This window comes from Bacteroides sp. AF29-11 (assembly GCF_003602895.1).
GTDB lineage: Bacteria > Bacteroidota > Bacteroidia > Bacteroidales > Bacteroidaceae > Bacteroides > Bacteroides uniformis.
Genome location: NZ_QTLY01000001.1, coordinates 689,256 through 702,383, shown reverse-complemented (window position 1 = coordinate 702,383; position 13,128 = coordinate 689,256). Strand labels below are relative to the sequence as shown.

The window sequence follows — 13,128 nt, the reverse complement described above, 5'->3', positions numbered from 1 at the left end:
CTGTTGTTGATACTGTTACGGGTGATTGTGTGTTTATAGGTAGCCGGAAGGAATGGAGGTATAAAATGTGTTCTGTAGGCTATATAAATGTGTTTGAACATTTATTCGGCAACAATTTTACCCTTTCAAAGAAATATTTGGGACACTGCAGAGAATTGTAAATCTCTATATTTGCATTAATTGGATTCTATTTATTTCATAGTATATCAAAATGAAAAAAATTCTATTTGCATTATGTGCGATTTTATGGTCAACAGTAGTGCTTGCCCAAGTACAGGCAAGAAGTAATGGTTTTGTCGTGACAGTCAAAGGGGTGGTTGTTAAGGTGGAGTTTTATACTCCCAATATTGTTAGAGTTTCGAAGACATTGGAGTCGGGCAATGTCAATCTGAGGAAAAGTCTGGCTGTGGTGCTTGAACCTACTCAGGTTGAAGTCAATGTTTCTCGGCAAAACGATATGGTAAAAGCTTCTTCTTCATTGTTGGAAGTTATTCTAGATTTAAATACGGGACGTGTCCAGTTCAGTAATCTGGATGGGAGTAAACTCTTGACTGAAAAAGACTACGGTGTCCAGTTGATGCCGTTGCAATATGTTCAGAGAATAAGGGAAAAGAAGGTGGAATCTCATGTTACTGGTGAGGTTGTACCTACTCAAAGTGCTCCAGGACAAAATACTCCCGGTTTGGATAGAGGAAAGATGCGGACTATTGTTGAGAATACTTATGAAGTGTCGCAATCATTTATTTTGGACGAGGATGAGGTTATTTACGGACTGGGCCAACAGCAGACTGGCAAGATGAATCAGCGGAACCAGCGGTTGGTTCTTGAACAAAATAACATGCAGATTGCTGTACCTTATTTCGCGTCTGTCAAAGGTTATGGTCTTTATTGGGATAATTATTCGATTACGACATTTGATGATACGCCTATGGGGACATCATTTAGATCAGAAGCTGGTGAAGCGATAGACTATTATTTTCTTTATGGTGGAAATGGCGATGCTACTGTAGCACTTTTGCGACAGCTTTCGGGACAAGCTCCTATGGTACCTTTATGGACTTTGGGCTTTTGGCAGTGTAAGGAAAGATATAAGTCGCAAGATGAGGTGGTAGAGGTTGCTGAAAAATATCGTAAATTGGGCGTACCGCTTGATGGGATAATTCAGGATTGGCGTTATTGGGGAGAGGATAATTCTTCTTGGAATGCGATTCAGTTTCTTAATCCAAATTTTTCCAGACCTCAAGAGATGTTTTCCAGTTTAAGGAAGATGAATGTGAAAATGATGATTTCTGTATGGCCGAGTTTTGGAAATGGAACGGAAATTTTCAAGGAACTTGATAAAAAGGGTGCATTATATCCTATGGTTTCTTCGCCCCGTGAGGCAAAAGTCTATGACGCTTTTAATCCGGAAGCTCGTGGGATAGTATGGGATTATATGAACAGGTATATGTTCCAGCTTGGTATGTCGGCATGGTGGATGGATGCTACAGAACCGGAATTTTATGGTGCCAAACAGTCTGATTTCAATTTTCAGACGAAAGAAGGGACTTTAAGAAATGTCCGTAATATTTATCCTCTGTACACTAGTAAGGCTATTTGGGATAATCAGCGTGCTACCACCTTGGATAAACGTGTATATATATTGACTCGTTCGGCCTATATAGGTTCGCAACGTTATGGTGCCGGTTCATGGAGCGGTGATATCCGTGCAAGTTTTGATGTTTTCAAGAAACAGATTCCGGCAGGTTTGAATTTTTCGATATGTGGCATTCCTTATTGGAATACCGATATTGGTGCATGGCATCCCTATGGCAATGTTTATAATACGGCACATAAGGACCCTGCTTACCAGCAGCTTTATGTGCGTTGGTTTCAGTTTGCTACATTTAATCCGATGATGCGCTCGCATGGTACAGGTTCACCCCGTGAAATTTATCAGTTTGGTGAACGTGGGTATTGGGCTTTTGATGTGCAGGAACAATACATTAAGTTACGTTATTCACTGCTCCCTTATCTTTACTCTACGGCTTGGCAAGTTACTAAAAATGGTTATTCTTATTTGCGCCAACTTTCTATGGAAGCTCCTCATGATACATCAACCTATCAGATTTCTGATGAATTTATGTTTGGAAGTGCTTTCTTGGTTGCACCGGTTGTTGAAGAAGATGCTGTTTCGCGTAGTGTCTATTTGCCCGATAATACTAAGTGGATTGACTTTTGGACAGGACAGATTCTGGATGGCGGGCAAGTAGTGGAACGTGCCACTCCTATAGAGATTATTCCGGTATATGTTAAGGCCGGCTCTATCGTACCTTTCACTACCAATGAGGTACAATATGCCACAGAACGGAAATGGGATAAACTTGAACTTCGTATTTATCCGGGCGATAATGGGGAGTTTGTACTGTATGAAGATGAGAATGATAATTACAATTATGAGTCGGGAGCCTACAGTGAAATTCCTATTACATGGGATAATGAAAAACGTTTTTTGACTATAGGTGATCGGAAAGGCCGTTTTGCAGGTATGGTTAAGAATCGGAAATTCATTGTGAATATAGCAGGTAGTTCTTCTTCAAAAACAGTTTGTTATAATGGGCGAGAATTAAGGATTGAATTTTGAATCTATCGTTTTTGAGGGGTGTATATTTTGTGCAAATGTGTATTTGTTTTGTTGCTTTATTATGGAGAAATGAACTATGAAACAAAAGCAGGCATAAAAATACTATTTTTTCTCCCTTATGTTTAATCTATGCTAAATAATTTTGTGAATGATATTTCATAGCTCTTTCTTGATGGAAAGAAGGGCTTTTGTTAAACCAAATTATTTAGTATTTATGAAAAATGTAAGGAAGTATTTAGGGCTTGTGTCCATGTCGTTGGTATGTGCCAGTCCTCTTGCGGCAATGGTTATACAACCGTTTGTAGGTGTTACCATTGTACAACAAAATGTCATTACAGTGAAAGGACAAGTGATGGATGAAAAAGGAGAGGCGATTATCGGTGCTAATGTCATTGTAGAGGGTACTGCCCAGGGAATGATTACTGATATGAATGGAAATTTTTCTTTTCAATGTCCTGTTGGGGCTATTCTAAAGGTTAGTTATATAGGCTATTTGTCACAAACAATTAAAGTCTCGGGAAATGCTGGTACATTGAAGGTCATTTTGAAAGAAGATGCAGAAACCTTGGACGAAGTGGTGGTTGTAGGTTATGGCATGGTTAAGAAGAGTGACCTTACAGGTTCGGTGGCTTCAGTGAATGTTGATGAAATGGCTAAGCGTAATCCGGTGAATATAGGTCAGGCATTGCAAGGTGCTGCTGCTGGAGTACAAGTCATGAGAAATGGCGGTGATCCTTCCGGAGAAACCACAATCCGAATTCGTGGTATCGGTACAGTCCAAGGTTCTGCCGATCCCCTTTATGTCATTGATGGTATTATCAGTAGTGCTTCTATGGTTAATCCTGCTGATATTGCTTCTATTGAAGTCTTGAAAGATGCCTCGGCAACTGCAATTTATGGTTCGCGTGCGGCAAATGGAGTGGTAATGATTACTACTAAACAAGGTGACAAGAACAAGAGTCGTATCAACTTTACTGCTAATTTATCGGTTCAGTCTGTAAACAATACGATAGATGTTGCTGATGCTGACTTGTTTACTTGGGGTGTTCGTCAGAGTAAAGCGGCGGATGGTAAGTCCTTGACCAATTTAGCTTGGGGAGAACAATATGCAGGGCAACTTCAAACTATAGACTGGCAGAAAGAAATGACACGGACTGCTTTGTCGCGTAATTATCGGTTATCGGCCTCCGGAGGCAGTAGCACTTCCAACTATATGGCTTCCATAGGTTATACAAAAAATGATGGTACCATTATCAATTCTTGGTATGAACGGATTACAGCCCGTGCTAATGCAGTCAGCAAAATTCGTGACTTTCTGACTGTTAATACTAATCTTGCGTATGTTCGTACTGGTAGTCACGGAGGTGGGAACATGCGGCCATATGCTTTGACGGTTCCAACTATGGACCATCTTGATGAAAACGGTAATTTGATGAATGTACCTATCAAATATCCTGACGGAAGTTATGGGGTACCTTTGCAAGAGATGAATGGGGATGTACCGAGAGGTAGTGACAATTTAGTGGCGAGAGCATACGATAATGACAGCAAGAATTTTACAGACCGGGTACAGATTGATTTTGGTTTGACAGTGGACATTTTGAAAGGCTTAACATTCAAAACCACCAACAGTTACAATGTAACCAATAAAAGTTCTTGGGATTATTCACCTCGAAATGAACGTACCATTACTTCTGATGGTTTGGATACCTTTTCCATGGAAATGAGTCGTAGTAGTGATTGGAACAGTGAGAACTACTTTAATTATATTTTTGATACAAAGGGGCATCATATCAATGCTATGGTAGGGCAATCATTCAATCAGTCGGTAGATGGATTTGAACTAAAAGGAAGCGCTAAGGATTTTCCTGCGGATAACTATCGTGACATCGCTTCTACATTGAATTCTACTACTAAAAACGTTGAAGGTGCTTTAAAAGTTAAAACTACCAGTCTTTCTTATTTCGGTCGTTTGATTTATTCTTATAAAGATAAGTATTTATTTACTGGTACAATCCGTCGTGACGGTTCTTCAGCTTTCGGACGTACAAATCGTTGGGGAACTTTTCCTTCAGCTTCGGTAGCTTGGCGACTGAATGAAGAATCTTTTATAAAGAATCTGAATATTTTCAGTAATTTGAAATTTCGTATTGGCTGGGGTAAAACTGGTAGTTCTTATGGTGACGGTTCTAAATCTATTGCCCAGATTTCAACAAGTAAGATGTATTATTATTGGTGGAATGGGGTAAATTACACAGAACAGATGGGAGCTGCCAAAGACAAGGAAATTGATACGAATCTTCATTGGGAAACGAATGAACAGACCAATTTGGGTATTGATATGGGATTTATGGACAATGCCTTGAATGTAACATTGGATTATTTTATACGTAATTCTTATGATTTGTTGCTGGATCGTAATATGCGTCCTTCTACAGGTTTTACTTCCATTTATACGAATGCCGGTAAAATCCAAAATAAAGGATTTGAATTTGCTGTGAATTATCGTAAGACTTTTGGAGACTGGTTTGTCAATGTGGGAGTGAATGGTTCTGCCCTTAGGAATGAAGTAAAGGAAGTCGGTGATCCTATTTTTGCTACAGAGGCCTCGAAGGGATATGAATGGGACAACCATTCCATTATTAAGAATGGATATGCCATAGGTTCGTTTTATGGTTATCGTGTAAAAGGAATTTTTCAAAATCAGGCCGAAATTGATGCCCTTAACAATGCGTCTTCCACTGGTAAATACCAATCCGGTTCTACACAACCCGGTGATTACTATTATTGGGATAAAGATGGTAATGGATATATCAATGCGGACGATAAGGATATAATAGGCAATGGATTTCCTAAACTGACTTATGGTATCTCTATTAATGCCAATTATCGTAAATGGGATTTTATGCTTTATGGTTATGGAGCTTATGGGCAAGATATTCTATCGTATTCAGCGATGAGTCTGTCTTCTATCCATAATTCAACGGGTGAATTCCAGAATTGTTTGCAGGAATATATAAGTAATGCTTGGACACCAGAGAATCACAGTACCAAATATGCTCGTATGACGGTTTCGGACAATAATAAGAATACACGTGTGTCTGATGCTTGGATTAAAAAAGGTGATTTCTTCAGACTTCAAAATATTCAGGTCGGTTATACCTTTGATTGGGGAATGAGAATTTATGGGAGCATTGAGAATTTATTCACGATTTCTTCCTATAATAAATACGGTGATCCGGAGATAGGTACGGGGAGATTGAATTTGGTGGGATATGATTCAGGCCGTTATCCCTATCAGAGAACTTATAGTGTGGGTCTTAGTTTACAATTTTAAAAAATAAGAATATGAGAAAGAACAAAATATTATCTGTTATCGGTGGATTGGCAGCCTTTATATTTACTTCATGTGATGGTATATTTGATGTGGATTATTATACATTTTTGCCCGAAGATTATATATTTACCAATGAATCTACTATTGAGGAGGGGCTATTGGGATGTTACGAATTGCTTTATCCGAATAGTTTCGGAGGGAGTTCGTGGGGGGTACGTCCTCATATGATGCTTGCGAACTTACCTACTTTAGATGTACAAGCTTCCGGATGGGATTTTAATTATTGCAAGTATGAGTGGACTGCTTCCGAGAGCCAGTTCCGTTATTCATGGAAGTGCTCGTATGCTGCTATCAGTCGTATAAACAGTCTGCTTGCGGGAATGGAGAGTGTCAAGGAATCCGTATTTAAGGAAGGGATAAAGGCGAAAAATGAAGTTATTGCTCAAGCCCGTGCCTTGCGTGCGTATAATTATATTTATTTAGGTAAGAACTTTGGACGTGTACCAATGTTGATGACCGGTGAAAACTACTCAACCTCTCCCGCCAAGCCTCGTCCTGAAACAGCTGATGAAATGTGGAAGCTCATTATTGAGGATTTGGAATATGCGACTGGTGTGCTTGATTGGCAACCGTTAAATGGCCAGTATGGGCGTGTAACGAAAGGTATGTGTCTGGCCTATTTAGCTGAGGCTTATATGTATAATAATGATTATGATTCTGCCAAGCAAAGGTTGAAGCAGATTATTGATAGTAAGACTTATGAATTACTTCCTTGTTTTGCTTCAGTTCACGATATGGGAAATTATTGGTCGAAAGAAAGTGTTTGGGAACATTCCTTCTATAAATTCTCTACAATGACCAGTAGTGCGAGTAAACTTACTGATGCCTTGATTCAGATGGGTTACCGTTGTGCTTCTATGGAACATGCAGGTTATGGCTCATTCTGCTTGTCATGGGAGTTTTATAATTCGTTTGAACCGGGTGATAAACGAAAGCAGTATTCGTGTGTTGCATTGGGTGAAACCAATCCTTATACCGGTGAAGCTATAGGGGTTGATCCTGCTTATAATGCAGAGTTTGTAGGGACAGACCATAATCCGAATGTTTATACATTGAAATATTGGCGGGAACAGCATGGAGCCATGAAAAAAGATCATAACTATAATCCTTGTTCACTTACCATGAAACGATATGCAGGTGTATTGTTGGATTACGCAGAGTGCTGTTTCCGTACCAACGATGAGGCAACCGGTTGGGAAATAATCAAGCAGATTCGCAACAGGGCGTGGGGAAATCTGGAAACTGGGATGTCGGGTGAATATGTGTTTGGTTTTGAGGATCTTTCTTATGTAAGAGATGATTATAAACTTAATAAGGTAAAAGTAGAGGTGCCTGATGCTAAGAGCTTCTATACCAGATATAAGGCAGAAAAAGGATATACGGCAGATGTATGGTTAGTGGCTCTGACGATTGAACGCCGTCATGAGTTCAACATTGAATTTGAATTGTGGTATGATTTATGTCGATCGGGAATGGCCGAACAGTTTATCAATTGCGAATATCCGATGAATGAAGGTTGGACGAAACGCGATTTTCCGTTCTATGACTACTACATGCTTTTTCCGATTCCTACGGATGAGATTTTGAATAATGATCTTATTAATGAAGAAGACCAGAATCCCGGATATTAAAAATAATAACCTATAAATTTTTAGTATATGAAACGATTGAGGTGTATTTGCATTTTACTGTTTTTGTTTAGTCTGGCTTATGCTCAGCAAGCAAAATATGTATTCTATTTTATTGGTGATGGAATGGGAGTAAATCAAGTGAATGGTACGGAAATGTATCTTGCGGAGCAGGAAGGCCGTATTGGAGTAAAACCATTGTTGTTTACTGCATTTCCCATTACGGGTTTTGCTACAACATTTTCTGCTTCCAATTCTGTTACTGATTCTTCGGCTGCGGGGACAGCTCTTGCCACCGGAAAAAAAACATATAATGGAGCTATTAGTATGGATAATGAAAGGAATGTCCTTCAAACTGTTGCTGAACAAGCGAAAAGGTCCGGTCGGAAAGTGGGCATAGCAACAAGTGTCAGCGTGGATCATGCAACTCCTGCTGTGTTTTATGCTCATCAACCGGATCGTAACATGTATTACGAAATAGCTCTCGATCTTCCAAAGGCTGGATTCGACTTTTATGCAGGTAGTGGCTTTTTGAAGCCTGCAACTTTTGCCAATGGGAAAGAAGCACCAACAGTTTTTCCTGTCTTTGAGGAGGCTGGATATGCGATAGCCAGAGGTCTGGATGATTTTAAAATAAAAGCTGCACAAGCCGGTAAGATGATTCTTATCCAGAAAGATGGTGCATCGCCTTCCAGTTTACCTTATGCTATCGACCGTAAGGAAGGGGATATGACATTGGCACAAATTACGGAAAGTGCCATCTCTTTCTTGACCAAGGACCGGGATAAAGGTTTCTTTTTAATGGTTGAAGGTGGGAAAATAGATCATGCCTGCCATGGTAATGACGCTGCTACTGCTTTTGAAGAAGTCATTGATATGGATAATGCGGTGAAAGTGGCTTATGAGTTTTACAAGAAACATCCGAAGGAAACTTTGATTGTTGTTACGGCTGACCATGAAACGGGTGGTATGGGTTTAGGGACTATCAAATACGAGTTGTCACTGAAATCTTTGGCTAGTCAGAAGCAATCTCAAGATATCTTGTCGCGTTATATTACAAACTTGCGGAAAGATAAAAACAATAAAGTTTCTTGGGAGGATATACAATCATTATTGGCTGATAAAATGGGCTTCTGGAAGGAACTGCCATTATCTTGGGAGCAAGAAAGGATGTTGCGTGATGAATACGAACTTTCTTTTAGAAGAAGGAAAGCTGTTTTTGAAGAGACCCTTTATGCACGTACTGAACCTCTTGCTGCCGCAGCCAAGAAAGTGATGAACCAGATTGCCATGGTGGGGTGGACGAGTGTAAATCATACAGCTGGATATGTACCGGTTTTTGCTATAGGCATCGGTTCCGAGCTGTTTAAAGGAAAGATGGACAATACGGAAATCCCGAAACGAATAGCGAAAGCTGCTGGATATAAATGACAATAGGTATGGAAAAGGCCATTCTAATTCAAATGATTGGAATGGCCTTATTTTTTAGCTGTTATTTATTGAATAGAAATCAGTCGCAGACTCTCTGCCGGAACCTGAACCCTACTGTGGCTTGTATACATTGATAAGATTGATTTCAGTATTCAGAGGTAAATTCTCAGAGGAACTGCCTACCCTGATGATGGCAGGACCTTCTTCGAAAGTCCAACCATGTTTCTTTTCGTCCCAATGGCACAACTGTTCCAGAGGTATGGAGATAGTAATTTCTTTACTTTCTCCGGCTTTTAGGGCTACTCGCTGGAAACCTTTCAGCTCGTGTGCCGGACGTTCGATGGCAGATTGAGGGCGTGTGATGTAGACTTGTGCTACTTCTTCCGCATTCATTTTTCCTATATTATCTAATGTGAAACTGACGTCCACTTGGCTTTTGTTGATTTTGGCTTGCAACGCTGAATATTGGAAATTTGCATAAGAGAGTCCATGGCCGAATGGATAAAGAGGAGATATATTCTTAGTGGCATACCAGCGATAACCCACAAAGATGTCTTCGGCATAATCAGCTTCGGCTTTTTGCTCTGCACGGAATTTATCTCTGTTTACGAGGTCTACGAATACATCGCGTGGCCTTTCTGGTTGTTGCTGAGGGTAAACCCCTAAATGATAGGCTGGCGAATCTTCCAGTTTTATAGGAAAAGTGAAAGGTAATTTCCCCGAAGGCGAAATTTTCCCGGACAGTACATCTGCTAAGGCATGTCCTCCCTCTGAGCCATTAAACCAAGATACTAGAATACTTGAAGAGTTTTTTTCTATTGTCTGCAAATCAACAGGACCACCAATTACCATTACCGAAACAATGTTTGGATTGGCTTTGGCTATGTTCTGTATTAATTCGTCCTGATGCGATGGTAAAGTGATGTTTTTGCGGTCAGAACCTTCTGTTTCCACTTCGCGGTTGTTGCCTCCGACAAAGATGACCAAGTCCGCCTCTTTGGCTAAGGCAATCGCTTCTTGAACCAGCCGTTCGCTTTTTTCTCTGATTTCTTTCTCTGATGAGGCTGTTTCGCTGCTGTTGCGCTTGTGCCGTGAGGAACGTTCCTGCGGCAGGTAACCTTGTGCATACTTGATTTTGACATTGGTTCCCTCATAAGCCTTCTGTAGTCCTTCCAAGGGTGTAATTTCATATAAAGCCTTGACACCGGCACCTACACCGCCCGTAGCCATATGCCGGACTGCATTGTCTCCGATGACGGCTATGTCCTTCACTTTTTCGGTGTTTATGGGCAGCAGTCCGGAGTTTTTGAGCAATACGATGCTTCTGGAAGCTACTTCATAGGCAATCTGCTGCTGGGCAGGCAGGGAAGTCATTTGGGTATTGGCTTCTTCTTTGGGAACAGCCGGGATAGCCAGCCGCACACGAAGCAGGTTCCTTACTTTCTCGTCAATGACTTTTTCCGAGACGACACCGGCTTGTACCGAATCGAGCAATGCCTTACCAAAATATCTGTCGTTGGGCATCTCTACATCAAGACCTCCCAGTGCAGCTTTTGTGGTGGAGTGGGTGCCTCCCCAGTCGGAAATGACGATACCCTTAAATCCCCATTCACCGCGTAGGATTTTATTCAGGAGGCGGTCATTCTCCGAGCACCATTCACCTGACACTTTATTGTAAGCAGCCATTACACCGTAGGCATTGGCTTTCTTCACAGCCGCCTCAAAAGGGGCGAGGTAAATTTCTCTCATGGCACGTTCGGAAACTTTTACGTCTACGAATCCGCGCATGTTTTCTTGGTTGTTCAGTGCATAATGTTTCAGACAGACAGCTTCCTGATGGTCTTGTGCACCTAATGTATAGTTGACAGCCAGTTCACCACTCAGTAGGGGGTCTTCACTTAAATATTCGTAAGTACGTCCTCCGGTTGGGATGCGTTGTATGTTGATGGCCGGCCCTAAGATCATGTCTTTACCCCGGAGTTTAGCTTCGGCAGCCATTCCCTCTCCGTATTTGTATGCCATTTCCGTACTCCATGTAGCTGCAAGGGCAGAGCCTGTCGGGAAGAAAGTGGCGGAATCGGTGCTTAAATGCAAGGAGTTCCATGAATGCGGTTCCATTTCTTCGCGAATGCCGAAGGGACCGTCGGCATATTCTATGTCAGGTATATTCAGACGTTCGACACCTGCCGATGAAAACATGTTTTTTCCGTGGAGCATGTTTATTTTTTCTTCCAGTGTCATTTCTGCTATGATGTTTGTGATTTCGTCCTCGTGTTGTGTCAGGGGATTGACTTTTTCATTGGTAGGACTACATGCAGAGAAACATCCTCCTATGCAAATTAGCAATGATAATGTTGAGTGTTTCATGGTATGATGTTTTTATTGTTATCTTGTTGTCAATGTAAAATGGAGGATACTGGGGGCATCACCTACTTGCGGTCCTCCCCAGTCTGTCTGGTCACCGTTGAGGATACGGAGCATTTTGAAATCACCGTTCTCGTCATAGAATCCTTCTTGTACTTTCAGGTACTGCCAGGCTTTTCCTTGTTTTTTCCCTATTGGTTCGAAAGTGAACCGGCAATTAGTACCGATACCGATGAATTCGTTTTCGCCAAGTTGGATAATCATGGCCTTTCCGTTGGCCGGACGCTTTTCGGCGGCAGCGGTTTGCCCTCCACGGGTGTTGCCGAATTTGATGATGGCTTTCCAACTGCCTAAGCTGACGTACTGTTCTGAATGGTCGGAAGGCTCTATGACAGGGTGTATCCTGTCTTCTGCACTCCATTCAGCCAGCAAGTGTGCCATCGGTTTTAGTATTTCATATTCAGCGGATAAGGGGGATTGCCTTTGCATGTCTGGAGAAAAGTTCCTCCGTTGGTCTACGCCGAATGGGGAAAAGCCGATTCCTTTTGCGATGGTATGATAAAGGAATCTCGGGCTTCCGATAGTTTCGGGAACCATTAATGCGTTATCGGGGCGGGCATATAGTTCGAGCACTTTCAGGACCGCCTTGTCATCACGGAGGTAGATGTCCGGAGCGACGAAGTCGATGTCAGGGGCTGCGGCTTTCCAGATGGATATGACATTGTCCGTTGCACCGCCGCTTTCATAGTGGTCTGCTGTGGGATTCGTCAGAGGATCTCTTAAGGCAACATTGATGTATAGGGGAAGCGGATAAATTTCTTTTCCTGCTTTGGCCACATAATTGATATAACGGGCTACGTGCCATGCATGGAAATATTCGTCTGCCCGTTCGCCAAAGACTTCCTTCCAACTCCCTTTTGCATTTTTCGGCACATTCAGTTCTTTACAAACAGTGGGTGTCAGAATATCTTGGGGAATGGAGCCTTCGAATAGTTTTTGGGCTTTCTTCGAATAGTCTCTTACACTGCCCCATGTCCCCGGTTCATTTTCCACTTGTACCATGATGACTGTATGTTGTGTATCTGCTTCCTTCAGATAACCCATGAATCTGGCGAAAGCTTTGGCATCCGCTTTCATCGCTTCTTCACAATGCGGACTGGGAGAGTCTACTTCTTGACCATTTTTGCCGACAACATTGGGATACTTCTTAGAATCTGTTTTCATCCATTCGGGCATGTAGTGATTGCTTCCGTTCTTCCAGGTGGCAAACCAGAGGAAGATAAGTCTCACATTGTTTTGCCGTGCCTGATTTAATACTGACTGCACTTGTGAGAAGTCGAACTTGCCTTCTTGAGGTTCCAGTTGTTCCCAATATACCGGTATTTCTAATGTGTTGGCATGCATTTCTTTCATCACATTCCATACATTGGGCAGCATGGAGGCCCAGTTGGATGAGTTTCCGCATTGTCCTCCCAGAACAAAGAAAGGTTTGTTGTCCACCAAGAGTGTGTAACGTCCGTTTTTCTGTATAAGCTTGGGGATGGATGTGTCTGTTTGTGCTGACAGCCACGTTGTGGTAAGTAGCATGGCGATACAAAAAGCCCATGCCTTGTAATTGGAGATTTGTTTCATGCTTGTTGATTTTGAAAAGGTTATTATTTGGCAAAGATGCTGATTCTTTTCGT

At 41.7% G+C, this 13,128-nt stretch carries 6 protein-coding genes; 4 read left to right on the top strand and 2 right to left on the bottom strand.

The genetic code is table 11. From position 1 onward, the window contains the following. The first annotated feature begins 211 nt into the window (after positions 1-211). The 4 genes from DWZ03_RS02610 (at position 212) to DWZ03_RS02595 (ending at position 9,079) form a co-directional block, all read left to right on the top strand. Positions 212-2,623 carry a TIM-barrel domain-containing protein gene (locus DWZ03_RS02610; RefSeq protein ID WP_120128677.1) on the top strand — a complete coding sequence of 804 codons (2,412 nt, stop codon included), beginning with the start codon at positions 212-214 and terminating at the stop codon, positions 2,621-2,623. Between the two features lie 148 nt (positions 2,624-2,771). After that, positions 2,772-5,960, top strand: coding sequence for a SusC/RagA family TonB-linked outer membrane protein (locus DWZ03_RS02605; RefSeq protein ID WP_016272263.1), 3,189 nt, complete (start codon positions 2,772-2,774; stop codon positions 5,958-5,960). A gap of 11 nt (positions 5,961-5,971) precedes the next feature. Then, entirely contained in the window at positions 5,972-7,651 is a 1,680-nt protein-coding gene (locus DWZ03_RS02600) for a RagB/SusD family nutrient uptake outer membrane protein (RefSeq protein ID WP_016272264.1), read from the top strand. Positions 7,652-7,678: 27 nt separating this feature from the next. After that, positions 7,679-9,079 carry an alkaline phosphatase gene (locus tag DWZ03_RS02595; protein WP_005834226.1) on the top strand — a complete coding sequence of 467 codons (1,401 nt, stop codon included), beginning with the start codon at positions 7,679-7,681 and terminating at the stop codon, positions 9,077-9,079. Between the two features lie 111 nt (positions 9,080-9,190). On the opposite strand, the gene DWZ03_RS02590 is transcribed toward DWZ03_RS02595, so the two are convergent. Together DWZ03_RS02590 and DWZ03_RS02585 are read right to left on the bottom strand one after the other, a co-directional pair. Further along, positions 9,191-11,446, bottom strand: coding sequence for a glycoside hydrolase family 3 C-terminal domain-containing protein (locus DWZ03_RS02590; RefSeq protein ID WP_005834230.1), 2,256 nt, complete (start codon positions 11,444-11,446; stop codon positions 9,191-9,193). Between the two features lie 18 nt (positions 11,447-11,464). Next, positions 11,465-13,075 carry a DUF5597 domain-containing protein gene (locus DWZ03_RS02585; protein WP_120128674.1) on the bottom strand — a complete coding sequence of 537 codons (1,611 nt, stop codon included), beginning with the start codon at positions 13,073-13,075 and terminating at the stop codon, positions 11,465-11,467. Positions 13,076-13,128 lie beyond the last annotated feature (53 nt).

Excerpts from the sequence above, each read along its gene's own strand:
- DWZ03_RS02610 (WP_120128677.1), top strand. The coding sequence starts at position 212 with ATGAAAAAAATTCTATTTGCATTATGTGCGATTTTATGGTCAACAGTA.
- DWZ03_RS02605 (WP_016272263.1), top strand. The coding sequence starts at position 2,772 with ATGATATTTCATAGCTCTTTCTTGATGGAAAGAAGGGCTTTTGTTAAA.
- DWZ03_RS02600 (WP_016272264.1), top strand. The coding sequence starts at position 5,972 with ATGAGAAAGAACAAAATATTATCTGTTATCGGTGGATTGGCAGCCTTT.
- DWZ03_RS02595 (WP_005834226.1), top strand. The coding sequence starts at position 7,679 with ATGAAACGATTGAGGTGTATTTGCATTTTACTGTTTTTGTTTAGTCTG.
- DWZ03_RS02590 (WP_005834230.1), bottom strand. The coding sequence starts at position 11,446 with ATGAAACACTCAACATTATCATTGCTAATTTGCATAGGAGGATGTTTC.
- DWZ03_RS02585 (WP_120128674.1), bottom strand. The coding sequence starts at position 13,075 with ATGAAACAAATCTCCAATTACAAGGCATGGGCTTTTTGTATCGCCATG.